Raw genomic sequence first — 26045 nt, 5'->3', positions numbered from 1 at the left:
CCATTAGTTGTATGTCGGTTCACGACTGGATAAGCTGCCCTGAAGGGTGTGAAGCTGATACAGAAGTCGTGCTGTTACCAGATGGACGTATTGGCTTCTCCTGTGTGGCATGCGGTCGAAAAGTAGTGTCCCCCGTAAGAACTGTCGAACCACAGTATCGAACGATAGCAGAGCCGTAGATTACGCTGTTTCTTCCTCGACAGCCGTTCGTACGGCTTCGAGGACGAACTCACGTCGTTCCTCAGTAGTCATATCCTCGTCCAGATCCTCGATCTCTTCTAGGATTCCCAGCTTCATCTTGATCGCGTCACGAACCCATCCGCTCCTGGAATCACCGTAGGAGAGGGTACTATCGAGATCATCGAGTAGCTCCTGCTCCATGTTGAAAGTCGGCTGTGGCATCTTACTCACTCAGTAGGTTGCCAAATCCATAATACCCGGGTAACTGAATTACTAACTTACTTAGTTACCGGCAATTTTATTACCTGGTAGGTAAATTACCAACTCAGTATGCCAAGGAGGTGCCCCGGTGGTTGATCTCGACCCGATCTCGCCGGCAGAGGCCGTCGAGATGTACCACAACGCGATGAAGGACGAACACGCGGACGCCACGCGCCAGGGCGAACGCTACCGACTCAAAGCGTTCCTGGAGTTCTGTGACGAGGAAGAAATCGAGAATCTGAACTCCCTTTCCGGTCGCGACCTGTACAAATTCCGGATCTGGCGACGTGAAGGTCACGGTGACGACCGTGGTCCGGTCAAACTGGTCACTCTCAAAGGCCAGTTGGCTACGGTACGCAGGTTCCTCCGGTTCGCTGCTGACATCGACGCCGTAGATCCAGAACTCTTCGAACAGTTGAACCTGCCGACGATGAAGAACGGCGAGGACGTGTCGAATACGACACTCTCGCCGGAACGCGCGATCGAGATTCTGGACTACCTCGAAGGTGCCTACCCCGCCACTCGGCAGCACTTGATCGTGCTGCTGCTGTGGGAAACCGGCGCTCGGACAGGTGCAGTCCGCGGCCTCGATCTCGAAGACGTCGATCTCGACGGAGACCACCCACGGTTTTCAGGGCCTGCTGTCCACTTCGTTCATCGTCCCGAGCAAGGAACACCACTCAAAAACCAGAATAAAGGATCCCGATGGAACCGGATCAGCGAGAAAGCTGCCGCCTACATCGAGGACTACCTGGAATATCATCGCCACGATGTTACCGACGATTACGGCCGTGATCCCCTGCTGACGACGGAATACGGTCGTCCTGCAGGGAACACGTTTCGAACGGCCCTGTATAGGGTGACTCGACCGTGCTGGCGTAATGAAGAGTGCCCGCACGATCGTGACCCGTACGAGTGTGATGCGACGAAACTCGATAAAGCGGCACAGTGTCCGTCTGCTCGTTCTCCTCACGACGTGCGGAGCGGCCGTGTGACGTACTATCGACGCGAGGACGTGCCTCGTCAAGTTGTCCAGGACCGGCTCGACGCGAGCGACCGAATTCTCGATCGGCATTACGATCGTCGATCGGATCGCGAACAGGCTGAACAGCGCAGCAACCACTTACCCGACCTTTAAAAACCATGAGTGCCAATCGATCCCGCGAGAATCGCCTGAAGGCTACGACCCACCGTGCCCGTCCACCTTTTTACGTCCTCGGGTAGCCTCGCTTCGCTCGGCTACCGCTCGTCGCAAAAACGTGGGCGAAAAACGACCCGAGCGGTCGCTTCGCTCCCGCTCGGTGAACCGACTCGCTTGCTCGCGGTTCCACCGCTCGCTTCGCTCGCCGGATGCTTACTGTCCTCAGTCTTCGAACCCGTCCTCGAAGACGAAGGTGCCGTCTCGCTGGACGACTTCGCCGTCAACCTCAATGAAGCTGTCTTCGCTCATGTCGAGGATCATGTCAAGATGGATCGCGGACTCGTTTTTCGGGTTTTCCTCACCGACTGACTCCTTGATCGACCGACCGATGGCCATGTGGACGGTGTCACCCATCTTCTCGTCGAACAGCATGTTGGCGGTGAAGCAGTCGATGTCGCGGTTCATGCCGATCCCGAGTTCGCCCAGCCGGCGCGCGCCGTCGTCGGTCCCGAGGATACCAGTGAGGACGTCCTCGTTGGCTTCGGCCTCGTGATCGACGACCTCGCCGTTCTCGAACTCCAGATAGGCGCCTTCGACCTCGCGGCCGTGCTGGATTACCGGCATGTCAAAGCGGACAGTACCCTCGACAGACTCGGGGATCGGCGCGGTGAAGACCTCGCCGCTCGGGAGGTTCTTGTCGGCGACGCTATTCACCGCGGGATTGCCCTCGATGGACATGCTGATGTCCGTTTGTTCGCCGGCTACGACGCGGACCTCCGAGGCCGGGTCGAGGATCTCTACGAGTTGTTCCTGGTGTTCTTCCTGGGCGTCCCAGTCCTGGTCGATCGCGTCGTACACGAAGTCGGTGTAGCCGTCGGTACTCATCTCGGCCTTCTGGGCGTTGCCGGGGGCTGGGTGCTGGGTGAGGACCCATTCTGTGTCCTCGTTCTCGATGTGCTCCTGGATCGGTTCCATGATTTGGGCGAACGCTTGCATCGACTCTGGGGGGACGTCGCTGGTCTCTGCGACGTTCGAGGCGGCTCGGACGTTGATGAGTACGTCCGCAGCCTCCAAGAGCCCGACCAAATGCTCCGGTGGCGTCACGGCATCGAGATCGACTGCCTGGATGAACGACCGCATCGCTCGGCCACCGAGCGTCATTCTGGTCGGCATCCCTCCCCGTTCCCCGATTTTCTCGAAGAGCGCGACGTTGAGATCTTCGGCTTCGGGCCCGGACTGGACAATGACGTTGTCGCCCTCGTCGATCTCCGTACACTGGTCGACGATCAGTTCGGCGTGTCGTTCGACGCGTGGATCCATGCCACCGTGGACGCAGAGCCCGGTGTTAATCTTTGCCGATCACTCGCATCCTCGCTCGTTCAGAACCCATCCTCGAAGACGAAGGTGCCGTCCCGCTGGACGACTTCGCCGTCAACCTCAATGACGCTGTCTTCGCTCATGTCGACAATCATGTCGACGTGGACAGCCGAATCGTTGTGTTCGTTGCCCTCGCCGACACACTCGTCGTAGGCCCGCCCGACAGCCATGTGGACGGTGTCTCCCATCTTCTCGTCGAAGAGCATGTTGTAGCTGAACTCGTCGATGTCGCGGTTCATGCCGATCCCGAGTTCGCCCAGCCGGCGCGCGCCGTCGTCGGTCTCGAGGACTTCCGTCAGGATCGCCTCGTTTTTCTCGGCGCTGTGCTCGACGACCTCGCCACCCTCGAAGACGAGTTCGACACCAGTGACTTCCCGACCCTGGTGGTAGAGTGGCTTGTCGAAGTAGACCTCGCCCTCGACGCTGTCGGGGACGGGCGCGGTGAAGACTTCGCCGCCGGGGAGGTTCTTCTCGCCGTAATCGTTGAGTGTCCCATTGCCGGCGATGGACATCGTGAGATCCGTCCGGTCACCGGAGACGATCCGGACTTCGTCAGCGGGGTCGAGAATTTCGGTCAGCTGGGCCTGGTGCTCCCGGACGCTGTCCCAGTCTTTGAGGATGGCGTCCCAGACGAAGTTCTCGTAGCCGTCGGTACTCATCTCGGCGAGTTGGGCGTTGGCGGGTGCGGGATACTGGGTGAGACACCAGCGTTTGCCGAGTCGTTCGTTCAACAGCGGGCGCTGGGCCTTGTCGTACTCGCTGCGCACCGAGGGGTCGACGTCGCTCTCCTGGGTGACGTTATCGCTGGCCCGGATGGCGATGTAGGCGTCCATCTCCTCGTACAGCGCCATGACGTGGCTGGGCGTTTCGAAGTCACCGTCGTGATTTCGGAGGAAGGCTCGCCGGAATCGGGAGCCAGTTCGTTCGGAAACCACCAGCGGGTGGGCTCCGATGTCGGCGATCTCTTCGTGGAGTGCGGTCACCAGATCTTCGGCGACCGGGTGGGCGTCGATAACCACGTTGTCCCCGGACTGGAGATCGATCGAGTGGTTGCAGATGACCTGTGCCTGCTCGCGAATGCGCGGGTCCATGACACCATTCCCTTCTCGACCGTCGGGCAAACCAGTTTCGTCCCGGCCTCGTGCCCGTGTCCGCACTGCTGTCCGTCGCGTGTCTCAGCCGCCGCCTTTCCCGTCGCGGACGCCTTCTTTGAACCCGGTCGCGATTCGCCGGAGAAACAGATAGACGAACAGGACGAACGCCAGCATGACGACGACCATCGCCACCAGGACCGGATCGACCATGGACGCGGGTTACGCGGGGGCGATGATAGGTGTTTCGTCGCCGTCGTGTCGAAATTCGGGGCCGCTGTTCGAACGCGTCCCCCGGAAACTTTTGGTGTCCCCTCTCGGAACACGAAAGCGTATGTCCCTGCTGCCGTCGGAGCCGGACACGTCCGCCGCCGAGGACTCCGATCCGCGCGTTATCGGCGTCGACAGCGACGCGGCCGACGACCTCATCGCGGCACTCTCTTCGGATACGGCCCGTGAGATCCTTGCTGCCCTCCACGACGACCCAGCGCCCCCCTCTGAACTGGCCGAGGGAGTCGACACGTCCCTCCAGAACGTCCAGTATCATCTCGACAACCTCGCCGAGGCGGGGGCCGTCGAGGTGATCGACACGGTCTACTCCGAGAAGGGTCGCGAGATGGACGTTTACGCGCCGGCCGACCGGCCCCTGGTCATTTTCGCCGGCGAGGAATCGAGAACACCATCGCTCAGACAGGCGCTCTCCCGACTGCTCGGCGGGGTCGGCGCACTGGCACTTGCCAGTCTCGTCGTCCAGTCGCTTCTCGGGGACGGACTACCGGGATCTGGTGGACCGCAACCAGTGGGCGATGGCGCAGTGAACGCGACGACGACCGCGACTGAATACGCTGCTAGCGGCGATGTGGCACAGACGACAATGACGATCGCCGAGTCGGACGCGGGAATCGCGACCGAGACAGCGACGCGAGCGACGGAGGCTGCAACCCAAACAGCCACCCAGTCCGAGACAGCGGTCGAATCAGCAACCCAAACAGCCACCCAGTCCGAGACAGCGGTCGAAACAGCGACCCAGACAGCCACCCAGTCGCCGACGCCTGCCGAGACCGTGACACCCACGCGGACGCCGACAGAAACGATGGCCGAAACCATCGAGACGGTGACGACGGTCGCGCCGGATGGTGGCGGCCTCCCGCCAGGACTGCTCTTTTTCGCTGGCGGGCTGACGGCGTTGGTCATCGTGAGTGCTGTCTGGTATCTCTGGCGGTGAGGGCTGTGGGACCGCGTGCCGGTTGCCGCTCTTGCTTGCGGTGGTTCAAACGACTATTTGAACCTCCGGAGGGCCTTTTGTCGGTCGACCCATTCGAACTAACTGCGCTGACCGACTTTGGCCCTCCAGACCACGCTCCCATTACCCCACAGCGACGTGCCGGCGGTAGACTGACTCGCCCTCCACATTCCGGATGTCGATCACTATTGCTCCGTCTTTGGCCTGCAGCCGGGCGTAGGTCCGGGGGCCACCGCGCGGATCGGCGTGGCTCCCCGGATTGACTACTGACAGGTCCCCGAGCTCCTCGATGCCCGGACGGTGCGTGTGCCCGACGATCGCCAGGTCCGCACCCCGCTCGCGCGCGAGGAGAGGGAGTGTCGTCGAGTTGTGTTCGTGCCCGTGGGTGACCAACAGTGTCCATCCAGCCCAGTCGAATGTTGTCACCGTTGGCAACCCATCCCGTAGCGCCGGCGCGTCGCTGTTCCCGTGGACGGCGGTTAGTTCGGCCGCTCGCTTCTCGAACGCGTCGTAGACCTCCGCGGTCGTGAAGTCCCCGGCGTGGACGACCTGTTCGGCATTGCGAAGAGCCCTTTCGCCCCGTTCGCTCAGTCGCGGACTGTCAGTTCCGTGGGTGTCCGCGAAGACGGCGATCATATCGGGGAATCGGTCGCGTCCCTCAAAACCGCCCCGACCCTGACCTACTTGTGACTGCCCGGCGGAACGTTGACCATGGCAGGCAGTCGATCGGTCGTCATCGCCGCGCTGATCGCCAACGGTGCAATCGCGATCCTGAAGTTCGGGGCGTTTCTCCTGACCGGCAGTGCCGCGATGCTTTCCGAGACGTATCACTCAATCTCCGACACTGGCAACCAGGTCTTTCTGCTGATCGGGATCCGGTATGGGGCCCGCGAGGCAGACCGGCGCCATCCCTTCGGGTACGGCAAGGCACAGTTCTTCTACTCGTTTCTGGTGTCGGTGTTTCTGTTCGGTATCGCGGGCTGGGAGAGCGTCAAACACGGCTACTCGAAGTTGACAGAGGGGGGCCACGCCGTCGAGGCGACCGCCCCCGAACTGCTGGGCTACCAGATCGAACCCGTCTACGTCAGCTACGCCGTCCTCCTTGGCGCTATCGCGTTCGAATCGTACGCGTTCGCGAAAGCCTACCGCGTGATGAGCGACCAGATCGACGAGCACAACTGGTCGGGCTTTCGGGAGGCCTTCCGGAAGACCAGCGACGTGACGACGCTGACGGCCCTGACCGAGGACACCATCGCCCTGAGTGGAGCCGGGATCGCACTGCTCGGTATCTTCCTCTCACGACAGACCGGAAACGAGGCTTTCGACGCGGCCGCCGCACTGTTGATCGGCCTCATGCTGATGGGCTTTGCCGTCGCGCTGGCCTGGGAGAACAAACGCCTCTTACTGGGCGAGAGTCTCCCGAAAGAGGACGAGCGCCGACTCCGAGAGATCGTCGCTGACGGGACTGGCGTCCGGGAGATTGTTGACTTCCGGACGGTCCTGTTCGGGACCGATCGGGTGCTGGTGGCCGCCGACGTGGCGTTCGAGCCCGACCTGGACACCGACGAGATGGACGAGCGGATCACCGCCATCGAGGAGACACTCGTGGCCGCCGACGAGTCGGTCAAGAAGGTCTACATCGAACCCGAGACGCGAGCCTGATGCGAGCGAACGCTTTTGTCACCCTGCCTCGAATCACCGCCCGTGTCGTCCGATCACGATCACGAGCGCTTTTTCCCCTACGATGAGCCCTACGACCATCAGCGTGAGGCCATCGACGGAATCGCCGCGGCGCTCGAAGACGACTCGGACGTGCTGTTAGAGGGGGCCACGGGGACGGGCAAGACGCTGGCCGCGCTGACGCCCGCGCTGGAACACGCCCGCCGGACGGACAAGACGGTCGTCATCACGACCAACGTCCACCAGCAGATGCGCCAGTTCACCGAAGAGGCCCGGGCGATCAACCGACAGGAGTCCATCCGGGCGATTGTCTTCCGCGGGAAAGCCTCGATGTGTCACATCGACGTTGGCTACGAGGAGTGCCAGGCCCTCCGGGACACGACTCACGATCTCGTCGACGCAGAGAGCGAACGGGCCGACCTCGAACGCCGCCAGCGTGAACTCCTCGATGAGAGTCAGGCCGGCGACGGGGAGGCCGCCGAGGCCCGCTCGGCGATCATGGACGAACTCGAAAGCGTCGGGGAGGAACTCGAGACTCTTCGCGAGGAGCAATCGACCTGCGATCATTACTATCACAACCTCACGAGCGACACCGACGACTTCTACGCGTGGCTCTACGATGACGTTCGCACCCCCGACGAGGTCTACGAGTACGCCGAACGCCAGGGCTTTTGTGGCTACGAACTCCTGAAGGACGGCATCGATGGGGCCGACCTGGTGATCTGTAACTACCATCACCTGCTGGACCCGTTCGTCCGCGAGCAGTTCTTCCGCTGGCTGGGTCGCGATCCCGAGGATGTGATCGCGGTCTTCGACGAGGCCCACAATGTCGCTGACGCCGCCCGCGACCACGCCCGCCGGACGCTGGCCGAGCCCACGCTCGAACGAGCTATCGACGAACTGGAGGGCAGTGACGATCCGCGGGCTGACGCCGCCCAGAACGTCTTGACGACGATCCTCACCGCGCTACGGGACACTTACGAGGACGCACTGGCCTTTGGCGAACGGGAGACCGTCGAGGACGACTGGCACGACCTCGCGATCGACAACGACGACCGCCGGGACGATCTCACTCTGTCGATCCTCCAGAACTACACGGGCCAGGGAGTCAGCGAGGACTTAGCGAGCGCGATCAAACTGGGACAGGCACTCGACCAGCAGTACGAAGACGCCTACAAAGAGGGTGAGACGAGCGTCCGAAAGGAGTGTCCCACTCTCCAGGCGGCGACGTTCTTCGACGCCTGGCTCGACGAGAGCGACGAGTCGGGCCTCTATCCGGTGGTGAGCGTCCGCCGTGAAGAGGGGGACGGCGACCTTTCTGGCCGGGCCGAACTGTACACGGCGATCCCGGATCGCGTGACGCGATCGCTGTTCGACGATCTCTACGCGACAGTCTTGATGAGTGCGACGTTGCGCCCCTTCGAGGTCACCGAGGATGTCCTCGGCCTGGACGAGCCTGAAACCCTGGCCTACGGCCCGCAGTTCCCCGAGGACCGCCGCCGGACCTACGCCGTCGACACACCGGCGCTGTTTTCGAGTCGCCGGGACGACGAAGGCGTGCAGTCGACCGTCGGGGGCGTCATCGAGGACGCCGTCCGAATGACGCCCGGCAACACGCTCGCTTTCTTCCCGAGTTATGCCGAGGCCGAACGCTATCACGACCGTGTAAACGTCGACGCGACGCGCTACCTCGACGAACCCGGCACCCGCGCCCAGGAGTTGCGCGAGACATTCACCGAGGATGATGACGGTGTGCTGTTCACCTCGTTGTGGGGGACCCTGGGCGAGGGGGTCAGCTACGACGGTGACGACGCCCGGACGGCGCTGGTCGTCGGCGTCCCCTATCCCTATCTCGACGAACGTATGGAGGCCGTCCAGGCGGCCTACGAAACAGCCTTCGACGGGGAGGAGGCCGGGTGGCGCTACGCCGTCGAGATTCCGACCGTCCGCAAGACCCGTCAGGCGATGGGACGGGTAATTCGCTCACCCGAGGACTTCGGGGCGCGCGTACTGATCGATCGTCGATATACCGAAGAGGCCGAGATCGAGATGTCCGAATATGCCGTCCGTGGCACCTTCCCGCCGGCCGAACGCGCGGAGATGATCGACGTCGATCCCGAGAAACTCAAGTTCGGCCTGCTGAACTTCTACACCGACATGGACGCCTACGACGGCGATCCGCCTGCGCCCTGATCGCCCGTCACGGTGTCGATAGCATCCTCGAACACCGGCCGGTACTCCGGCTCTAGGGCAGCCGCGTCAAGTTCCGCCGGCTCGAAATACCTGACTGCGGCAGCATCCGAGCCGGCACTCGGCGTGCCGTCGACATCCTCGGCCGACGCCACGTAGATCACGACCAGCGTGTAGCCGCCGTGAGCCCCCGGTCGGAGTCGTGTCGACAGCAGCGAGGCGTCAGCCGGGGCCACCGAGAGCGTCGTCTCCTCGTGCAATTCCCGGATTCCCGCGTCCGGGGCTGGTTCGTCCCACTCCAGATAGCCCGCGGGCAGACTCCACCGGCCCGCCGCCGGGGCACTGCTGCGCTTGACCAGCAGGACCGACGGCGGGTCCTCGCGGACGACGAGGACGCCCGCCGCGGGGTCGGGATTCCGGTAGACGACCCACTCGCAGTCGGGACAGAACCGTCGGGATCGTCCCTCTCTCCGTCGCTCTTCGAGCATCGTGCCGCAGTGCGGGCAATAGGCCGGGGCCGCTGTCATTGGCTACGCACTAGACTGGCTCACTCAAGAACCTCGCTATCCGTTCGGGGACGGCGAGTCGCGCTCGTGTCCCGGACGCACCGGAGCTAATCAGTTGACGGGAATGGTCCGTCCACCCTCGTCGTCGGGTCGCTCTTTGGGGAGCGTGACGGTGAGGACACCGTTCTGGTAGCTGGCGTCGGTTTCCTCGCTGGCGACGCGATCGGGCAGCGACACCGATCGGCTGACCGACTGCTGGTGGCGTTCCCGGCGGACGAACACGCTTTCCTCTTCTTCGTCTTCGCTGGTCGCGTCCGATTCCGTCTCCGCGCTGATTCGAAGGGTGCTGGTGTCGGGCAGCGTCACGTCGATGTCGTCGCTCTCGTAGCCCGGCAGGTCCGCCGTGACGACGAACTGGTCGCCCTCGTCGCGGACGTTGACGGGGACGCCCCCGAGCGAGCCAGCGACGTCCGTCGGGTCGAAGGACTCGAACTGGCGACTCATCTGCTCGAACATCCGCTCGATTTCGTCGAAGGGGTTTGGTTTGGATGGCATGGTTATTCCGAATGGTCCTACGTTGGCCACCGACTTAACTATCACTTTGGCTGTCATTGGGTGGCGTCACGGGGGCTCGACCGGAAGCCTCGCGGTTCTCGACGGTGGTTTAGCGGTTGCCGACGAACGTCGCGTCCGCCGAGGTCCGGCCCTCGTTGAACGAGAGTACCTTTCCACGGATGACGTCACCTTCGCTGACGTCGCTCGGGACGTCCTCGGTAAACAGCACGAACCCTTCGACTTTCCCGACGGCGATCCGCTCGCCTGAGTGGTGGTCGGTAAACTCGATGACGCCGAACTCGTAGACGTCACCGACTTCGACCGGCGGCTCCCGCTCCTGGGCGGCCTCGTGTGCCTGTTGCGACGCGGCTTTCTCGGACGATCGGCCCCACCACAGGAGCACCACGATCACGAAGACGAGGGCCACCCCGCCGGCGACGAACCAAAGTTCGCTCATGTATTGGCTCGGATCGCCATTCCCAAGATGGTAGCGGTCGGTGGCTGAAGATTCACTTGGTCCGCCTGGCTTGCACGTCGGTGTGGCTTCTGTTGTTGTTCTACTCCACGACGTGCTGGGTGTCGTAGGAGCCCAGTCGGCGCACCCAGCCCTTGCTGGCCAGGTCTTCGACATCCTCCAAGGCCGCCTGGAGCCGTTCCTCGTACAACCCGGCCTCGACGTCGATGTGGAACAGGTAATCGCCCAGTCGCTCGCCACTCGGCCGGGATTCCAGCCGCGTCAGGTTAACGTCCCGATCGGCAAAGGGTTCGAGCAGTTCCAGCAGGAGACCGGGATAGTCGACGTTGGGGTAGACGATGACGGAGGTCTTGCCGCCCTCGATCGAGCGCTCCTCGGGGCCAGAAATGACGAAGAAACGCGTGGCGTTCGAGGACCGATCCTGGATGTCCTCGGCCAGGACCGAGAGTTCGTCGCCGGCGTTGTCGGGGTGGCCGATGGCCGCGATCGCCGGATCCTCGCGGGCGTGTTCGACCCCACGGGCGGTGCTGGCGACCGCTTCGAGGTCGGCGTCCGGATAGTGCTCGTCGAGGTGGCCCCGACACTGGGCCAGCGCCTGGGCGTGGCTGGCGACCGTCTCGAAGTCTTCCCCCTGGGCGAGCAGCGCATGGCGGATCGGTGTGATGACCTCGCCGACGACCGCCACGTCTGCGTCGGTCAGGCTGTCGAGCGATTCGGTGACGCTGCCCTCGATGCTGTTCTCGATGGGAATGACGCCGCGGTCGTACTCCCCACTCGCGACGGCCTCGACGATGGCCGCGACCGATTCGGTGAACTCGACAGTCTCGTTGACTGCCGAGGCGGCCCGGTGGGAGTAGGTGCCCGCTGGCCCCAGCGTGAGCGTTCGCATAGGCGTGTCTTCGCCGGTCCGGCCCAAAAGCGCCGCGGTCGGGGTGGCACACCAACCGGCCGTCGTGTGACGGCCGTCTGACTGAGGTTCTTGGTCGCGGGCACGAATTCGTCACACGATGGCGGAGCCCCGCGAGGCAGACTCGGGTACGAGCCGAGCCAGCGAGCCCGACGCCGAGGAGGTCCTGTCGCTGATCCTCCCCTCAGTGCTTGACGGACTCGGAGCGGAGGCCCGACGGACCCGCGTCAGTGCCGCCTGGACGGCCTGCCGGCTGGCTGACGAGCGGCCCACGCTGGGCGCGGAACTCGCCGAGCGGTTGGTCCGGGCAGCGGATCGAACGCCAACCGAGCCACTGGTTCGGACGCTGTCGTCGTTGCACGAGCGCCACCCGGAACCGGTCGGGGACGCCCTCCGTCGGTTCGGCGGGCAGGTCGTGCGGGCGGTCCGGAAAACCACGAGCTGGGACTTCGATGCCGAACTCCGGGCCGATGGTGGCGGGGCGGTCGCCGCCGAACCACAACAGGTTGTCGATGCTCCCAACGATGCCGTTACCGTTCATCAGCGGTCGATTCCAGACGAGCCTGAACCGCCGGAACAGTCGGACGCTTCCGATCCGGACGAGGGGGCCGTCAAGCACGCGGACGCGTCGATTCCGGAGTCAGCTAAGGGCGGCGAGGACACGATCGATCCAGTGGCCGAGCGACGCCGGCGGATCCAGGCCGCAGAGAACTCACAATCTTTTGCCGCGGTCCAGTTGGTCAGTGCCTTCGACGAGGTGAGCGTGATCGAACCGCCCCGTCGGGGCCGGTACGGCCACGTCCTCCCGTCGAAAGCGCGGATGGAACAGGCCGAATACGGGATCGATCTCTTGTTCTTCGATCAGCCGGGCGAGGATGTGACGGCTTTCGGCTCGGCCGTCCACGAACGCCTCGGGCAGTGGCAGGCAGCCGACGAGACGACTGGAATCGCCGCTGTCGCGGACTACGGCGACCATCCCCGGCCGTGGGTCGCGACACCCCGGACCGAGTCGACACTCGCCGACCGCGATCCCCCGGAACTCGGCGTCGCGTTGCGGGACGCTCGTGAACTCGCCGCTGGCCTCGCTGCCGTGACCGAACGCGGCCTCGTCCACGGCGGGATCGACCCCCACGACGTGGTGTACCCGGCGGCCGGGTTCGAATCTGATCCGGCCCCGAGCCTCTCACACCTCGGTGTGATGACTGTCATTCGGGACTATTTCGATCCCGTCGAGTACCTTGATCCGCGCTATGCCGCTCCGGAATACTTCGACGACCGCTTTGGTCAGGTCGATCACGCGACCGACGTCTACCACCTCGGAGCCGTGATCTATCGGCTGTTCGCGGGCCAGCCGCCGTACGACGGTGCGTACGAGACGGTCCGGGAGTCGATTCTCGAGGACGGGACGCCGATTCCTAGTGACGTCCGGCCGAACGTGCCCGAATCCATCGACGAGGTGGTAGCCAAAGCGATGGCACCACGAAAGCTCACTCGCTTCGAGACGGCGACCCAGTTGTATCGCCAGCTGAAACACGTCGGGTGAGGCCCACCGATCGATTGTTTTCCCGCGCACTGGCAGGCACAGCCACCACTTTCACCGGAACGTTCATCCTCGGCGTCGTCGTTTTTCTGTGGTATGTACACGTGTCTCGATCCGGCCGCGATCGGCGTCGAACGTCCGTTCTCCGACGCGGCCGAGCTGGCGGCTGCGCATGACTTTGCGGGCATCCAGGTCGATCTGTCCGCTCTCCGGGACCAGGGACCGGACGCGTATCGGCAGATCCTGGAAACGCATGGGCTCCGTTCGGGAGCGCTGGCACTCCCGTTTCGGGTCGACGCCGACAGGGAAGACTACGAGGCTGGCCTCGACCGCCTGCCAGCTGACGCAGCGGCGGCAGCTTCGGTTGGCTGTGACCGCGTTTCGACGTATCTCTTCTCGTTCAGCGACGAGCGCCCCTTCGAAGCGAATCGTTCCTTCCACCGGGAACGGATCGAACCTGTCGCCGAGATTCTCGCCGACCACGGGCTCCGACTCGGTCTAGAATATCTCGGCCCCGAAACGATCCGGGCGGGCCACGAGTACGAGTTCGTCCATACCGCCGAGGGCATGCTCGATCTCATCGACGGTCTCGATGCCACGAACGTTGGCCTCCTGCTCGATAGCTGGCACTGGTACGGGGCCGGCGAGGACGCGACGGCATTCGAATCACTCGCCGCGAGCGACGTCGTCGACGTTCACCTCAACGACGCCCCCGATCGCCCACGAGACGAACAGATCGACACTGACCGGCGACTCCCCGCCGAGACCGGCGTCATTGACGTCGGGACCTTCCTTGGCGAACTCGATCGCCTCGGGTACGACGGCCCAGTGACGCCCGAACCGTTCAGTGATCGCGTCGAGGGGATGGCCGACGAATCCGCCGTCGCCACGACCAGCGAAGCACTCGCGGACGCGTTCGATCGAGTCGGGATTTGAGCTAGCGCTCGCGGCCTTGGTCGGAACATAGAGTGCCTCGACTGACTCGATAGCTCGCCGTCTCACGGTACCCAAAGAGAAAACGGAGATAACAGCAGTGTTCGACGCAACGACAGGGTCGGGGTGAGGTGTTCTCAGGCAGCGATCACATCATGCCGCCCATGCCGCCGCCCATGCCGCCCATGCCGCCGGGGCCGCCGCCCATGCCGCCGGGGGCGCCACCGGGTCCGCCTGCGCCTTCGTCATCGTCGTCCGTGCCGCCGCCCTTGAGGTCGCCGGCAGCGATCACGTCGTCGATACGGAGGATCATCACGGCGGCCTCCGTCGCACTTTCGACAGCCTGGGTCTTGACGCGGAGGGGCTCGACGACACCGTCATCTTCCATGTCGACGACATCGCCGCTGTAGGCGTCAAGTCCGACGCCTTTCTCGCCGCTGTCGTGCTGACTGCGCAGGTTGACCAGCGAGTCGATCGGGTCGAGCCCGGCGTTCTCGGCGAGCGTGCGCGGGACGACATCGATGGCGTCAGCGAAGGCCTCGACGGCCAGCTGTTCGCGGCCACCCACGGAGTCGGCGTAGGCACGCAGACCAAGCGCAAGTTCGGCTTCCGGAGCCCCGCCGCCAGGCAGGACTTTCCCGTCTTCCAGCGTGACGCGGACGACACCCAAGGCGTCCTCGATGGCGCGCTTGACCTCGTCGGCGACGTGTTCGGTGCCGCCGCGGAGGATCATCGTGACGGCCTTGGCATCATCGACATCCTCGACGAAGATCCGGCTGTCGCCGGCGACCTCTTTCTGGGCGACGCTGCCCGCGAAGCCGAGGTCGTCCTCGGTGATGTCGTCGATGTTGGAGACAAGGCGTGCGCCCGTCGCACGCGAGAGGGCCTTCATGTCGGAGGTCTTCGCACGGCGGACGGCCAGAATGCCCTCCTGGGCCAGGTAGTGCTGGGCCATGTCGTCGATGCCCTTCTGGCAGAAGACGACGTCAGTGCCGGCCGCTTTGAGCTTGTCGACCATGTCCTTGAGCTGTTCCTCTTCCTGGTCGAGGAACTCCTGGAGCTGGTCGGGGTCGGTGACGTTGACCTCGGCGTCGACCTCGGTCTCACGGACCTCAATTGCGGTGTCGAGCAGCGCCACGTCGGCGTCCTCGACGGCGTAGGGCATGTTCTCGTGAACGCGCTCCTTGTCGATGAGGACGCCCTCGACGAGTTCGGATTCGTCGATCGAGCCGCCGACGACGACCTCGAGCTGGACGTTATCGGTGTCGATCTCGTCCTCGTCGGCGACCGACTGGACGGCCTGGACGACGAGCTTCGAGAGGGTGTCCCGGGCGGACTCGGCACCTTTCCCGGTCATCGCCGTCGCGGCGATGGATTCGAGCTTCTCGGTGTCATCCGCGGAGATGTCGATGGCGTTCTCCTCGAGAATCTCTTTTGCCTTCTCGGCGGCCTGGCGATAGCCCTGTGCGAGAATGGTGGCGTGGATGTCCTGGTCGAGGAGGTCCTCGGCCTTCGTCAGGAGTTCGCCCGCGATGACGACCGCCGTGGTCGTCCCGTCGCCGACCTCGTCCTCCTGGGTCTGGGCGACCTCGACGATCATGTTCGCGGCGGGGTGCTCGATGTCCATCTCTTCGAGGATGGTCACGCCGTCGTTGGTGACGACGACGCCGCCGACGTCATCAACGAGCATCTTGTCCATGCCTTTCGGACCCAGTGTGGTCCGAACGGACTCGGCGACGGCCTTCCCGGCCGTGATGTTCATCGACTGCGCGTCTTTCCCGGAGGTTCGCTGACTGTCCTCGGAAAGTACGATGAGGGGCTGGTTACCCATCTGTTGAGCCATAGTCAAACGATGATTGAATGTGATTCTATATAAATCCGTCGGACCGTCGCCATCGCCGGCCACACAGACGGGCGTTTTGCTGCCTGTGGTAACGTTTCGCAGAGGCGTTTAAATAGCTGCTCGCGCCCGGTGGTTAGCCGGTGAACTGGTGGTATTCCAGGCCAGCGCGTTTCATCTCGTTGTGGCGGCGTTCGAGGAACGAATAGACCGAGCCGTGTGGCGCGCCGTCGAGGATCATCTCCGTGGCGTCCCGAACGGCTTCGACTTGCTCGGGGCCGCCAATGATCGACAGCGTCGAGCCGTAGATGACGACCGCTGCGCCAGTCAACTCTTCCATCAATTCGCGCGTTCGACCGTCTTCACCGATGAGTCGGCCCTTGATGCGTTTGAGATCGTTTGGATTCCGGGCGGAAGCGTCGATGTCGACGACATCTAATAGTGCCATATCCTCTTCGAGCAATCGAAAGGCGTCATCAGGGGCGAACCCACGGCCGATGGCCTTCACGATGTCCGGCCCTTTCAGGCCGGTAACGGGGTCACCGACCGATTCGACGGCGACTTGACCGCTCTCGGAGTCGATGTCCAGACGGACTTCGGCCCGATCTTCGATCTCTCGCATCGTCTCACCCCCCTCGCCGATCACCACGCCAATCCGGTCCTGCGGAATCTTCACGTGTTGCATACCTACTTGCTGATAGCACGCACGCGAAGTTAAGTCCACGGTCACGGCCCGGCACGTCTGCTCACCCGTCTCCCTGTGCCGGCTCCGACACCCTCGTTGCCAACCTGCTTGCCGACTATCTCCGGCCTCATATCCTGGGCTGAGGTCCGGCCACATTTTCGTTCGACTGGTAGTGAGACAACACCTATCAGAACAGCTGCAAGTAGTAGGTTGAACGAACATTTTCTTACAATATAATAAAGTACGGGGGGTCGGTACAAATTCACCGGACAGGAACTCGTCATCGCGTGGCAATATGGTGGACACCCGGTGTCGCTGTGGTCCCGACGGGGCCACGGTAGAGTTTCACCGGACATGGTGGCCCGCGTGATAGAGCCTGCGCCACGACCCAACTATGTCAGACAATATTGATACTCCGTCGCTGGATCTTTCCCGGCGCACGTTCGTCAAAGGTGTTGGTGTCGCAGGTGCTGCCGGCGCGGCGTCAGGTACTGTGGCTGCCGAAGTCAACGACGCAGACGTCGTCAGCGTCGGTTCGGGGAGCTTCACGACAGCAATCCCGGCGGGGTACGACTATCCGACACCCCCGACACCCGAGTACGTCACGGAGAACGTTTCGCCCCCGATTCCGACGAACGACTGGTGGAGTGGCCTACTGTTTGGAACGTTTCGTTCCGGTCCCGTCATCGGCCTCCCCTCTTATTCAGATCCCGGCCCAAACGGGTTGACTGTCAAATACCCGATGGACTGGGGGGGCAAGCCGGCCGAGCAGGACACGATCGTCGCTGACTGGGACAACACGCCCGGATTGACAATCGGCCACGAGATGGTTGACGAATTCGAAGACGCGCGCGTCAACGACTGGGGCGATTGGCACGTCCAGACCCGATTGGGCGGGACTGCGAACATGTGGGTCGACGTGACCCAGGCACGTGGCTCGCCGTTGTTCTTCGCCGAGTGCGTGGGCGGCGGCGCCCAAATCACGCTACGTGACGCCGAGGACGAACCAGCCACAGACGAACAGGTCTCGGTCTTCGCCGACCAGGGCAACGTGCTCGGCGTGACCGTCGAGGGCGAACACTACGACCAGCACTTCGGTATCTTCGCGCCGTCTTCGGCAAGCTGGGACGGGCTCGATACTGCGACACTCACGTCGGGACTCGGTGACGGTAACTACCTGACGGTCGCGGTTCTCCCCGAGGCCAGTACCGATCTGCTCGCCACGTTCGAGGAGTACGCCTACAACCACGTCGTCGGGACGACGATCGACTGGGCGTACGCCAAGACCGACGACGAGGGCAACCCCGTCTCGGAAGTCCGGACGACCTATTCCTTCGAAACCGACGCCAAGTCCGAGAGTACGGCCGAGGGCACCATCACGGCGCTGTTCCCGCACCAGTGGAAGTTCGCCGACGAGCCCGTTGCTGATTTCACCTACTGGTCGCCACGGGGCGAGATGAAGGTCAAGACTGGGACGTCGTTTACGACAACCCACTCCTATCAGGGAATCCTGCCGTTCGAGCCGACGGAAGGGACCCAGGACATGGCCCAGCTGGAATCGTACGTCACGGGCCTGATGGAAGATTACGACCGGTATAATTCAGAATGGACTCCCCCGATTAGCGCCTACTGGGCCGGCAAGGACTTCTTCCGCAACAGCGTCGTCGCGCCGATCGCCGAACAGACCGGCCAGACCGATGCCCAGGAGTACTTCACCGGTGCAGTCACTGACCGGCTCGAAGCCTGGCTGACGGCCGGTGATACCTCGATGGGGACCGAGGCCGGCCAGGAGCTGTTCTACTACGACGATGCGCTTGGCTCGCTGTTCGAATATCCGACGGACTTCGGGTCGGTCACCGGCATTACCGACCACCACTTCCATTACGGGTACTTCGTCTATGGCGCCGCCGAGGCCGCCAGGACGAACCCGGAGTGGGCAAGCGAGGACAACTGGGGCGGGATGGTCAACCGGCTCGTTCGAGATTACGCCAACTGGGAACGCCCCGACCACGACGCCGCACTCGATCCCGCCGGCGATCCGAAAAACGCCTTCCCCTTCCTGCGGAACTTCGACGTCTACGGCGGCCACTCCTGGGCCGGCGGGACCGTCGGGAATCCGAAGGGCAACAATCAGGAATCGTCCTCCGAAGCGGTCATGGCCTACGCGGCGATGATCCGCTGGGGCGAGATGACTGGCGACGAGGAACTCCGGGATGCCGGCATCTTCCTGTACACCCAGGAAACGGCCTCCGTCTGGGACTACTGGTTCGATCCCGAGGACGACTCGCTGCCCGACGACTGGGGCGAAAACTTCGACACCTTCGGGACTGCTGGCCCGGACTTCGAGTACGCCTCGAACGTCTGGGGCGGTGGCTACTGGCGATCGCTGTGGTGGGCCGCGTCAGATCCAGTCGAGGTCTTTGGCATCAACTGGCTGCCGGTCGGCGGCCACTCGTTCTATCTCGGCCACGACACCACGTACGCGAATGCAAATTGGGAAGCACTGCTGGATGCACGTGACTATCACCTCGACGGTGAGAACCCTGAAACCGGCTTCCTGGCTGGCTTCGAGCCTACTGCGTGGGGGTATCGAGCGATGTCGAACCCATCCGAAGCCGCCACGCTCGTCGACGAGGCGCTGCCGGTCGATCCGGGTGGCAACTCCTCGCCGTTCATCTACAATTTCGTCCACTTCGTCGAGGGTGCTGGCCTAGTCGATACGGACGTCGTCGGGGACGTCCCCTTCCACCAGGTCTTCGAGGACGGCGAGACGCGGACGTACGTCGCCTACAACGCCGACTCCGAGGAGATCACTGCGAGCTTCTCCGACGGGATGGAACTGTCCGTCCCTGCCGGGGAGATCGTCGTCGCGGAGTCCGCCGAGCACTACGAGCCGGACACCCAAGCCCCGACCACGCCGGCGAATCTCGAGGCGACGATGACCAACAGCTACGCGACTGAACTCGCGTGGGACGAAGCCACCGATCCCTCAGGCGTTCAGTATTACGCTGTGTATCTCGACGGCGAGGAGTACGCGACGGTCGGAACACCGGACATCCGCATCGAGGGCCTCTCGCGTGGCACCGACTACACGATCGCCGTCGAGGCGGTCGATCCGTTCGGCAACGCCTCCGAGGAGGCGACGACCGACGTTACGACGGACAGCGAAGACACGGCACCTCCGAATGCTCCGACAAACCTCCAGACGGGGACGCCGTCGAAAACGTCGATCGGTCTCTCCTGGGAAGCGGCCAGCGACGTCGGCGAGGGCAGCGGCATCGATCACTACCTCGTCTACGTCGGCGACGAACAGTACGCGGAGGTCTCGGAGACGACCAGTACGCTCGAAGACCTCGATTCCGGGACGAAATACACGCTCGGAGTCGTCGCGGTCGACGGTGCCGGCAACGAGTCCCGGCGGGCGACGATCGACGCTACAACTATCGCCGAAGGAGCGGTCCAGAAACCCTTCCAGGGGGAGCGCCGGCAGATCCCCGGACAGATCGAAGCCGAGTACTTCGACGAGGGTGGCGAAGGTGTCTCCTACCACGAGACGAGCGAGAACAACCAGGCCGGGGCCGACTATCGGGACCACCCCGTCGACATTGGCGAGGCAAGCGGCGGGAACTACACGATCGGGTACATCCCCGGTGGCGAGTGGCTCGAATACTCGGTCACCGTCGAATCGACCGCCGAGTACGACATCATCGTCAGCGTCGCCTCGGCCGAAGGCGGCGGCCCGGTCCACATCGAGGTCGACGGCGAGGATGTTACCGGTTCGATCGACGTGCCCAACACTGGTAGCTGGACCGGCTACACTGAAGTGACCGGTGCCGAAGGCGTTGAGCTGGAAGAAGGGGACCATATCGTCCGCGTCGTTGCCGACGGCGGAGCCTGGAACTTCGATTATATGCGCTTCGAGGGCAGCGGCGGAGGCGGCGAGGAGACGCCGACTGAAACGGCAACCGAAACCGCGACCGAGACATCGACCGAAACGCCGACCGAAACGGCCACTGAAACCATTGAGTCGCCACAGCAACAGTCAAAGACGGAACCGGAACCGACGGCAACGACGACAAGTGGCCCCGGCTTTACCGTCGTGAGTATGCTGCTCGGGCTGTTCGGTCTCGGTGCGTATCTCCTGCAAAACGACGACGAAGAACTGTAGCGCGACTCTTCCCCGTTTTCGTCTGTTTGTCGAGTCGAAATTTTCGCTCGAATCTGCCAGGTGGCAGTTACCTCGCCCTGAGACTGCTCTCAGGCGTCCGGTGGCTGGCGGTCCCGCTGGAATTCGTCGAACGCAGTCAAACCCGCCGGGAGGTCGAACTCGAGGCGGCGTTCCTCCCGACGGTCCTCGTTTGCGCCCTCGATCGGGTCGGCCACCGATTCCCAGCCGGGTTTGACGCCGATCGATTCAGCCGGCGTCCCGGCAGCCACATGGTGGGCCGGAATGTCCGACTGGGCGACGCTTTTGGTGGCGAGGATCGCGTTCTCGCCAATCTGCACGCCGGCTCGAACCATCGAATCGTAGGTCAACCGCACGTCGTCTTCGACGATCGTGTGGTAGTTTCGGACCTCGGTCTGGTCGACGACGTCGTGGTCGTGACTGTAAACGTGGGCGTCGTCGGCGATCGAGACGCGATCGCCGATCGTCAACTTGCCGCGATCGTCGAGGTGGACGTCGTCGTGGATGACGACGTTGTCCCCGACGGTGATGTTGTGGCCATACGAGAACGTGATCCCTTTGAAGAACCGACAGCCCTCGCCACAGTCCGCAAACAGGTGTGAAGCGAGCATCCGCCGGAAGCGAAGCGCGAAGGCGACGTTGTCAGCCATCGGCGTCGAATCGAACTGCCGCCAGAGCCACTGTAGGTATTTGGACTCCTCGTAGCTGTCCTCGTCTTTCTCGGCGTAATACTCGCTCTCCAGGGTCGCATTACAGGGATCGTACCCCTGCAATCGAACTCGTTCGGCCGGCGTCACGTCTTCGCCGTCTTGCCAGCGTTCGTAGGCCTCTCGGTCGCCGTGTAGGTCGACGAGGACGTCCTCGACCACGTCGCAGGTGTCCTCGTCGCTTTCCAGTCGCTCGTCGACCTCCGTGAGAAATTCCCTGAGTCCTTCCTCCGCAAACGGCGGTAAGGAGACGCGGCGCTTGGTCATGGCCTCCCATACGGGGGGCAGGGGTCAAATGGGTTATCGTTACTGTCGCGTAACCGGCGGAGACTGGTCTCCTCCCATCACAGCGCGACGAGTGTCCCTCACTCGGGCATTAGCCCGCCTTCCTCGACGCGCATTACGCCCTCGCCGTCGGGCAGGTTCGGCGCGTCGACCAGCCGAACGATCCGCTTGTCGCCTTTGGACTTGCGGAGGTACAGCCGGAACGTCGAGGTGTGTCCGAGAATGTTGCCACCGATCGGCTGGGTCGGGTCACCGAAGAAGGAGTCCGGGTTCGCCGAGACCTGGTTGGTTACGATGACCGCGGTGTTGTTCAGGTCGCCGACTCGCATCAGATCGTGGAGGTGTTTGTTAAGCTTCTGCTGACGGTCAGCGAGTTCGCCACGTCCAACGTACTCCGCCCGGAAGTGGGCCGTCAACGAGTCGACAGAGAGGAGCCGGACGGGGAACTCCTCGTCTTGGCCCTCGCTGGCGAGTTCCTGGGCCTTTTCGGCCAGCAGGATCTGGTGATTTGAATTGAATGCCTTGGCGACGTGGATCTTATCGAGGATGGATTCGACGAGGTCATCAACGAGGTCCTCGTTGGTCGCGTCGGCTTCGTCCTCTTGGGCGACCTTATGGAGAACCATCGCGTCCGCGATCACCTCGTCGTCCAGCCCCTTGACCATCTGCTCGATCCGCTCGGGTCGGAACGTGTCCTCGCTGTCGATGAAGATCGCGCTGCCCTCCAGACCGCCGTGCTCGGCCGGCAACTGCACGTTGACCGAGAGCTGATGGGTGACCTGGGACTTGCCGGCACCGAACTCGCCGTAGACCTCGGTGATCGACTGCGTCTCGACGCCGCCGCCCAGCAGCTCGTCGATCTCGTCGACGCCCCACGTGAGCTTGCCGATCTGCTCGCGGCGTTCCAGCACCTGTGCGCCGGACTCGAACCCGCCGATGTCCGCGGCCTCACGGGCGGCCTGGATGATGTCTGAGGCACTCGATTCGCCGATGTCCGCGGTGTTTGACAGTTCGCCCGGACTGGCGACGGCGATGCCCTGATAGGAGTCAAATCCGTTTTCGGTTAGCTTCTCGGCTGTGGCCGGGCCGACGCCCGGCAGGTCTTCGAGGTCTTCGGATGCTGCCATACCACGCCGTTGCTCGCCCTGTAATATAAAGCCTGGTTAACACCGTAGTGAAAGTGAAATACGTCCCCCCGTCTTCGATCGACGGTTTGGTGTGTAATCCATTCAGCTGTTCTCTTCTATTGAGAGCGTTCGAAACGTCGATCAGCGTCTTTCAGGGGGCCGCTGCTCGTACCGCTCGGGGAGGTCGATCTCTTCCGGGGCCGGCATCCAGACGTAATCGAACGTGAGTCCGACGGCCAGCGGCGTCACGATCGTGATCCCGATGACTGTTCCGTGGTTCTGTAGGTTCGGCCCGAGCCGAAGGAAGCCGCTGAGGACGAGTGTCGAGATCATCACCGCCAGCGACCCCAGGAGCACAGCGAAGACGGGGCCACCCCAGCTCGTCTGTAGACGGACACGGAAAAATCGGGTGAGGAGCGCGGCAATCGCCGTGTTCGCGAGCACGATCACGGCGAGCCCGACAGCGTCGACGGCACTGACCATATCGTTTCAACGGTCCGGACCCCCTTTTCGATGTCGTTTGCGGTGCCAGCGGTTCAGTCCTACCGGTTCACTCCAGACACATGTACGTTCGAGTGTCGGCGACACCCTCTATATCGCGAATCCCGCTGGCGACGGACTCCATGACCTCGTAGACGCTATCCCGTTCGGCCTCGACGATGAGATCGTACTGACCCGCGACGACGTGGGCCTCTTCGACGCCGATCGCCGTTCGTACGTCGCCCAGGATCCCCTCAGCTTTGCCAGCCACCGCCTTGACCATGATGAACGCTCGTACCATGTGCTCTGTGGTATGATGTGGCATATCATGAAGGTTTCCCCAATAATTGCCGTCAAGGTGGTAATCGGTCAACTATCGTTGGTTTCGCCGGCGTGGATAGCTTTATTCGTCCGCACGTGAATAGTCAACCCATGCGATTCGTTATCGTGGGTGCCGGGCGCGTCGGGTTGCGGACCGGCCGGGCGCTTCGCGAGAGCGGCCACGAGGTCGTCTTCGTCGAAGTCGACCCGAAGTCGGCCGACCGCGCCCGCGAAGCCAATTTCGAGGTTATCCAGGGAGACGGCGGCCTGGAGCCGGTCCTGGAGAAGGCCGACCTCGCGTCGGCGGACGCGCTCGGCGCGCTGACGGGCGATCTCAACGACAACTTCGCGGCCTGTCTGGTCGCCGACCATCATGGCTGCCGGACGGTCTTGCGTATCGACGAAGACTACCGGGAAGAGATCTACCGGAAGTACGCCGATGCGATCGACGAGGTGATCTATCCGGAACGGCTGGGAGCGATCGCGGCGAAGAATGCCCTGCTGGGCGGCAACAGCGTAGCGATCGCGGATATTGCCCAGCACCTCCAATTGATCCAGTTCACCGTCACTGAACAGGCGCCGATCAACGGCTACAGCCTGAGTGAACTCGAACTCCCGGCTAACGCACGGTTGTTGGCGTTTGGCAAACACGACGATCCAGTCGATGTGCCGGACGTCGACGACTCACTGGAAGTCGGCGACCGGTTGGTGATTCTGGCGGACTTCACGGTCTTGGGCGACGTCCGGCAGTTGATCGTCGGCGAGAATACCGGACAACCGGCAATCGGAGGGGTCTGACATGGTCATTGCATACATCATGGTCAAAGCACACACTGGCGAGGCGGATCGACTGCAAAACGCAATCTCGGCCATTGACGGTGTGGTACGTACCCATGTCGTTGCCGGTGATGTCGATTTCATCGCAAAGGTAGACGTTGACTCACCGGCCGCCGTCAAGCAGATTGCAGCATCCCAGATTCAGGAGATTCAGGGCGTCGAAGACACTCAGACCTACATCGCCATGGACTGAGTTCTACCGGCAGTCTCGCTCATCCGGCCCGCTGAGTTATAGCGGCGTCCCGCCACGTTTTCCGCCCGAGCCACCGCCATCAGCTTCGCTGCCGGTGGTCGTTGCTCGCTGGAGGAGGTCGGCCACCGGCGAGCCGTACTCGTAGCCGGGCACGACCCCCTCGACGTAGGTTCCTTCAACGTACTCGACGAGCGTCTTAGCGATCTCGCCGCCACGCGCCGCGTCGCCAGCGGTGAATGTGAACGTCGCGATCGCCTTGCGACCCTGCTCACAGAGGTCGTAACTGTCCAGTTCGATCTGTGCCCGTGTCGCCTTTGGCGCGTCTTCGAGCCGTCGTTCGTAGGTCTCGAACCACCCTTCCTCGACGGCCGGCCCGACCACTTCGTCCTCGACGGCCGCGCCAAGCATCGGCGCGCGAACTGTCACCGTGAACTGGTACCCGACATCGTTCGCCTCGGTCGCAGTCACCGTCGCGTCGAAGACCGTCGTCGTTACACGGTATCCGTCCTCGCTCGCCTCGAAGGCGTCGTGTGTATCCATCGCGTCAGCGACCGTCGCCGGCAAGTCCGCTGTCATTATGCCTGACTTGGACTGCCCGGCAAAAAAGCCCGTGGGGCCGGCAAGCCAGCGACAGTATGCGTGCCTGTGGATGCGACTCCCAGGGCTCGAATCCATTTGCTGCACTTGTCGCTCACGAGTTGTTCGCGACAGCGGCTCACGGCTCACTTCGTTCGCTGCTCGCTCGTTCCGAGGTCTCGCTTCGCTCGACCTCGCTATGTGAGGGATGGGAGTTCACCGAGCAAAGCGAGGTGAACGTCGATCGACGCTTGCGTCGATCGCGATTCGAACCCGATGCCAGACCTCACTTCGTTCGGTCTGCCGTGATTCGAATCGCCATCCGTTCGATTCGGCGCGGCGCGAATTTGCGCCGCGTACGCTGACTCACGGTTCGCTCCGCTCACCGTTCGCAAAATCGAGGCCTCACTGCGTTCGTCGCAGTACTCACGGGTCGCTTCGCTCCCCGTTCGTCATTTCGGAGACGCTCACCCCGTTCGCGTCTCCCTATGCGAGGGATGGGATTCGAACCCATGGACCCCTTCGGGAGCGGGTCTTAAGCCCGCCGCCTTTGGCCGCTCAGCCACCCTCGCGCATATTGACAATCACCGGCGGTCGGAATGTCCCTTACGATTTTCACTGTATACCGCTCGACATGCTCAAGGTTGCCCTCCGATCGGTCTCGCTACTCACGGCTTCCGTTGGTCGCCGTTCACGATAATCGAGACCTCTCTCCGATCGGTCTCGCTA

25 protein-coding genes and 1 tRNA gene are annotated in these 26045 nt (G+C 63.1%); 9 read left to right on the top strand and 17 right to left on the bottom strand.

The annotated features are described in order from the left end of the window. Positions 1 to 180: 180 nt before the first annotated feature. Positions 181 to 402 (bottom strand): hypothetical protein, encoded by a 222-nt coding sequence (locus tag HZR20_RS14115; protein WP_258560462.1) that lies wholly within the window; start codon positions 400 to 402, stop codon positions 181 to 183. Between the two features lie 169 nt (positions 403 to 571). Between HZR20_RS14115 and HZR20_RS14110 the strand changes: the two genes are divergently transcribed. Next, the gene (locus HZR20_RS14110; RefSeq protein WP_181687385.1) at positions 572 to 1579 is read left to right on the top strand and encodes a tyrosine-type recombinase/integrase; all 1008 of its coding nucleotides are present in this window, start codon (positions 572 to 574) and stop codon (positions 1577 to 1579) included. A gap of 225 nt (positions 1580 to 1804) precedes the next feature. Here HZR20_RS14110 and HZR20_RS14105 read toward each other — a convergent pair whose 3' ends face one another. The 3 genes from HZR20_RS14105 to HZR20_RS14680 all read right to left on the bottom strand — a co-directional run bounded on the left by HZR20_RS14105 (position 1805) and on the right by HZR20_RS14680 (position 4263). Beyond that, positions 1805 to 2902 carry an aminopeptidase gene (locus HZR20_RS14105; RefSeq protein WP_181687383.1) on the bottom strand — a complete coding sequence of 366 codons (1098 nt, stop codon included), beginning with the start codon at positions 2900 to 2902 and terminating at the stop codon, positions 1805 to 1807. Between the two features lie 59 nt (positions 2903 to 2961). Next, a complete protein-coding gene (locus HZR20_RS14100; protein ID WP_181687382.1) occupies positions 2962 to 4050 on the bottom strand; it encodes an aminopeptidase in 1089 nt (362 codons plus the stop codon). Between the two features lie 84 nt (positions 4051 to 4134). Continuing rightward, positions 4135 to 4263: a DUF7859 family protein gene (locus tag HZR20_RS14680; protein ID WP_258560461.1), complete on the bottom strand. Its 129-nt coding sequence runs from the start codon at positions 4261 to 4263 to the stop codon at positions 4135 to 4137. Between the two features lie 121 nt (positions 4264 to 4384). On the opposite strand from HZR20_RS14680, the gene HZR20_RS14095 reads away from it, so the two are divergent. After that, a complete protein-coding gene (locus HZR20_RS14095) occupies positions 4385 to 5275 on the top strand; it encodes an ArsR/SmtB family transcription factor (protein ID WP_181687381.1) in 891 nt (296 codons plus the stop codon). Positions 5276 to 5416: 141 nt separating this feature from the next. Here the strand turns inward: HZR20_RS14095 and HZR20_RS14090 are convergent, their stop codons facing one another. Then, positions 5417 to 5929, bottom strand: coding sequence for a metallophosphoesterase (locus HZR20_RS14090; protein WP_181687380.1), 513 nt, complete (start codon positions 5927 to 5929; stop codon positions 5417 to 5419). 75 nt (positions 5930 to 6004) lie between these two features. Here HZR20_RS14090 and HZR20_RS14085 point away from each other — a divergent pair, with 75 nt between their 5' ends. Both HZR20_RS14085 and HZR20_RS14080 read left to right on the top strand, forming a co-directional pair. After that, positions 6005 to 6955, top strand: coding sequence for a cation diffusion facilitator family transporter (locus HZR20_RS14085; RefSeq protein ID WP_181687379.1), 951 nt, complete (start codon positions 6005 to 6007; stop codon positions 6953 to 6955). A gap of 42 nt (positions 6956 to 6997) precedes the next feature. Continuing rightward, a complete protein-coding gene (locus tag HZR20_RS14080) occupies positions 6998 to 9166 on the top strand; it encodes an ATP-dependent DNA helicase (RefSeq protein WP_181687378.1) in 2169 nt (722 codons plus the stop codon). On the opposite strand, the gene HZR20_RS14075 is transcribed toward HZR20_RS14080, so the two are convergent. The 4 genes from HZR20_RS14075 to pheA all read right to left on the bottom strand — a co-directional run bounded on the left by HZR20_RS14075 (position 9139) and on the right by pheA (position 11588). Continuing rightward, a complete protein-coding gene (locus HZR20_RS14075) occupies positions 9139 to 9690 on the bottom strand; it encodes an NUDIX domain-containing protein (RefSeq protein ID WP_181687377.1) in 552 nt (183 codons plus the stop codon). The two genes, HZR20_RS14080 and HZR20_RS14075, sit on opposite strands and share 28 nt — an antisense overlap. Before the next feature lie 90 nt (positions 9691 to 9780). Beyond that, positions 9781 to 10224, bottom strand: coding sequence for an Hsp20/alpha crystallin family protein (locus HZR20_RS14070; RefSeq protein WP_181687376.1), 444 nt, complete (start codon positions 10222 to 10224; stop codon positions 9781 to 9783). A 109-nt stretch (positions 10225 to 10333) separates the two neighbouring features. After that, positions 10334 to 10681: a TRAM domain-containing protein gene (locus HZR20_RS14065; RefSeq protein WP_181687375.1), complete on the bottom strand. Its 348-nt coding sequence runs from the start codon at positions 10679 to 10681 to the stop codon at positions 10334 to 10336. A 100-nt stretch (positions 10682 to 10781) separates the two neighbouring features. Continuing rightward, complete coding sequence (gene pheA / locus HZR20_RS14060) at positions 10782 to 11588, bottom strand: prephenate dehydratase (RefSeq protein WP_181687374.1); 807 nt, start codon at positions 11586 to 11588, stop codon at positions 10782 to 10784. Between the two features lie 118 nt (positions 11589 to 11706). Here pheA and HZR20_RS14055 point away from each other — a divergent pair, with 118 nt between their 5' ends. Both HZR20_RS14055 and HZR20_RS14050 read left to right on the top strand, forming a co-directional pair. Further along, on the top strand, positions 11707 to 13149 hold the full coding sequence (locus HZR20_RS14055; RefSeq protein ID WP_181687373.1) for a serine/threonine protein kinase: 1443 nt from the start codon (positions 11707 to 11709) through the stop codon (positions 13147 to 13149). A gap of 93 nt (positions 13150 to 13242) precedes the next feature. Then, positions 13243 to 14082, top strand: coding sequence for a sugar phosphate isomerase/epimerase family protein (locus HZR20_RS14050; protein WP_181687372.1), 840 nt, complete (start codon positions 13243 to 13245; stop codon positions 14080 to 14082). Positions 14083 to 14227: 145 nt separating this feature from the next. Here HZR20_RS14050 and thsA read toward each other — a convergent pair whose 3' ends face one another. After that, complete coding sequence (thsA, locus tag HZR20_RS14045) at positions 14228 to 15910, bottom strand: thermosome subunit alpha (RefSeq protein ID WP_181687371.1); 1683 nt, start codon at positions 15908 to 15910, stop codon at positions 14228 to 14230. Positions 15911 to 16055: 145 nt separating this feature from the next. Then, complete coding sequence (locus tag HZR20_RS14040) at positions 16056 to 16604, bottom strand: KH domain-containing protein (RefSeq protein WP_181687370.1); 549 nt, start codon at positions 16602 to 16604, stop codon at positions 16056 to 16058. A 394-nt stretch (positions 16605 to 16998) separates the two neighbouring features. On the opposite strand from HZR20_RS14040, the gene HZR20_RS14035 reads away from it, so the two are divergent. Further along, positions 16999 to 20772, top strand: a complete 3774-nt coding sequence (locus HZR20_RS14035; RefSeq protein ID WP_181687369.1) for a glycosyl hydrolase — start codon at positions 16999 to 17001, stop codon at positions 20770 to 20772. 89 nt (positions 20773 to 20861) lie between these two features. On the opposite strand, the gene HZR20_RS14030 is transcribed toward HZR20_RS14035, so the two are convergent. The 4 genes from HZR20_RS14030 to HZR20_RS14015 form a co-directional block, all read right to left on the bottom strand. Beyond that, the gene (locus tag HZR20_RS14030) at positions 20862 to 21764 is read right to left on the bottom strand and encodes an acyltransferase (RefSeq protein ID WP_181687368.1); all 903 of its coding nucleotides are present in this window, start codon (positions 21762 to 21764) and stop codon (positions 20862 to 20864) included. Positions 21765 to 21862: 98 nt separating this feature from the next. Continuing rightward, positions 21863 to 22909, bottom strand: a complete 1047-nt coding sequence (gene radA, locus HZR20_RS14025) for a DNA repair and recombination protein RadA (protein WP_181687367.1) — start codon at positions 22907 to 22909, stop codon at positions 21863 to 21865. Positions 22910 to 23050: 141 nt separating this feature from the next. Beyond that, positions 23051 to 23392, bottom strand: coding sequence for a hypothetical protein (locus HZR20_RS14020; RefSeq protein ID WP_181687366.1), 342 nt, complete (start codon positions 23390 to 23392; stop codon positions 23051 to 23053). A gap of 67 nt (positions 23393 to 23459) precedes the next feature. Further along, positions 23460 to 23690, bottom strand: coding sequence for an Lrp/AsnC ligand binding domain-containing protein (locus HZR20_RS14015; protein WP_181687384.1), 231 nt, complete (start codon positions 23688 to 23690; stop codon positions 23460 to 23462). Positions 23691 to 23821: 131 nt separating this feature from the next. Between HZR20_RS14015 and HZR20_RS14010 the strand changes: the two genes are divergently transcribed. Next, complete coding sequence (locus HZR20_RS14010) at positions 23822 to 24508, top strand: potassium channel family protein (protein ID WP_181687365.1); 687 nt, start codon at positions 23822 to 23824, stop codon at positions 24506 to 24508. 1 nt (position 24509) lies between these two features. After that, entirely contained in the window at positions 24510 to 24740 is a 231-nt protein-coding gene (locus HZR20_RS14005; RefSeq protein ID WP_181687364.1) for an Lrp/AsnC family transcriptional regulator, read from the top strand. A 36-nt stretch (positions 24741 to 24776) separates the two neighbouring features. Here HZR20_RS14005 and HZR20_RS14000 read toward each other — a convergent pair whose 3' ends face one another. Beyond that, on the bottom strand, positions 24777 to 25316 hold the full coding sequence (locus HZR20_RS14000; RefSeq protein ID WP_181687363.1) for a DUF5813 family protein: 540 nt from the start codon (positions 25314 to 25316) through the stop codon (positions 24777 to 24779). Positions 25317 to 25805: 489 nt separating this feature from the next. Then, a tRNA-Leu gene (locus tag HZR20_RS13995) sits at positions 25806 to 25888 on the bottom strand. Positions 25889 to 26045: the final 157 nt, after the last annotated feature.

The organism is Halorhabdus salina, assembly GCF_013839425.1.
Classification (GTDB): Archaea; Halobacteriota; Halobacteria; order Halobacteriales; family Haloarculaceae; genus Halorhabdus; species Halorhabdus salina.
The sequence above is the reverse complement of the archived record's forward strand: the minus strand, read 5'-3'. Positions and strand labels throughout refer to the sequence as shown.

What these genes read in the sequence shown, in the direction of transcription:
- HZR20_RS14115 (WP_258560462.1), bottom strand. Translation starts at nt 402, where the DNA reads ATGCCACAGCCGACTTTCAACATGGAGCAGGAGCTACTCGATGATCTC.
- HZR20_RS14110 (WP_181687385.1), top strand. Translation starts at nt 572, where the DNA reads ATGTACCACAACGCGATGAAGGACGAACACGCGGACGCCACGCGCCAG.
- HZR20_RS14105 (WP_181687383.1), bottom strand. Translation starts at nt 2,902, where the DNA reads ATGGATCCACGCGTCGAACGACACGCCGAACTGATCGTCGACCAGTGT.
- HZR20_RS14100 (WP_181687382.1), bottom strand. Translation starts at nt 4,050, where the DNA reads ATGGACCCGCGCATTCGCGAGCAGGCACAGGTCATCTGCAACCACTCG.
- HZR20_RS14680 (WP_258560461.1), bottom strand. Translation starts at nt 4,263, where the DNA reads ATGGTCGATCCGGTCCTGGTGGCGATGGTCGTCGTCATGCTGGCGTTC.
- HZR20_RS14095 (WP_181687381.1), top strand. Translation starts at nt 4,385, where the DNA reads ATGTCCCTGCTGCCGTCGGAGCCGGACACGTCCGCCGCCGAGGACTCC.
- HZR20_RS14090 (WP_181687380.1), bottom strand. Translation starts at nt 5,929, where the DNA reads ATGATCGCCGTCTTCGCGGACACCCACGGAACTGACAGTCCGCGACTG.
- HZR20_RS14085 (WP_181687379.1), top strand. Translation starts at nt 6,005, where the DNA reads ATGGCAGGCAGTCGATCGGTCGTCATCGCCGCGCTGATCGCCAACGGT.
- HZR20_RS14075 (WP_181687377.1), bottom strand. Translation starts at nt 9,690, where the DNA reads ATGACAGCGGCCCCGGCCTATTGCCCGCACTGCGGCACGATGCTCGAA.
- HZR20_RS14070 (WP_181687376.1), bottom strand. Translation starts at nt 10,224, where the DNA reads ATGCCATCCAAACCAAACCCCTTCGACGAAATCGAGCGGATGTTCGAG.
- HZR20_RS14065 (WP_181687375.1), bottom strand. Translation starts at nt 10,681, where the DNA reads ATGAGCGAACTTTGGTTCGTCGCCGGCGGGGTGGCCCTCGTCTTCGTG.
- pheA (WP_181687374.1), bottom strand. Translation starts at nt 11,588, where the DNA reads ATGCGAACGCTCACGCTGGGGCCAGCGGGCACCTACTCCCACCGGGCC.
- HZR20_RS14055 (WP_181687373.1), top strand. Translation starts at nt 11,707, where the DNA reads ATGGCGGAGCCCCGCGAGGCAGACTCGGGTACGAGCCGAGCCAGCGAG.
- HZR20_RS14050 (WP_181687372.1), top strand. Translation starts at nt 13,243, where the DNA reads ATGTACACGTGTCTCGATCCGGCCGCGATCGGCGTCGAACGTCCGTTC.
- thsA (WP_181687371.1), bottom strand. Translation starts at nt 15,910, where the DNA reads ATGGGTAACCAGCCCCTCATCGTACTTTCCGAGGACAGTCAGCGAACC.
- HZR20_RS14040 (WP_181687370.1), bottom strand. Translation starts at nt 16,604, where the DNA reads ATGCAACACGTGAAGATTCCGCAGGACCGGATTGGCGTGGTGATCGGC.
- HZR20_RS14035 (WP_181687369.1), top strand. Translation starts at nt 16,999, where the DNA reads ATGTCAGACAATATTGATACTCCGTCGCTGGATCTTTCCCGGCGCACG.
- HZR20_RS14030 (WP_181687368.1), bottom strand. Translation starts at nt 21,764, where the DNA reads ATGACCAAGCGCCGCGTCTCCTTACCGCCGTTTGCGGAGGAAGGACTC.
- radA (WP_181687367.1), bottom strand. Translation starts at nt 22,909, where the DNA reads ATGGCAGCATCCGAAGACCTCGAAGACCTGCCGGGCGTCGGCCCGGCC.
- HZR20_RS14020 (WP_181687366.1), bottom strand. Translation starts at nt 23,392, where the DNA reads ATGGTCAGTGCCGTCGACGCTGTCGGGCTCGCCGTGATCGTGCTCGCG.
- HZR20_RS14015 (WP_181687384.1), bottom strand. Translation starts at nt 23,690, where the DNA reads ATGGTACGAGCGTTCATCATGGTCAAGGCGGTGGCTGGCAAAGCTGAG.
- HZR20_RS14010 (WP_181687365.1), top strand. Translation starts at nt 23,822, where the DNA reads ATGCGATTCGTTATCGTGGGTGCCGGGCGCGTCGGGTTGCGGACCGGC.
- HZR20_RS14005 (WP_181687364.1), top strand. Translation starts at nt 24,510, where the DNA reads ATGGTCATTGCATACATCATGGTCAAAGCACACACTGGCGAGGCGGAT.
- HZR20_RS14000 (WP_181687363.1), bottom strand. Translation starts at nt 25,316, where the DNA reads ATGACAGCGGACTTGCCGGCGACGGTCGCTGACGCGATGGATACACAC.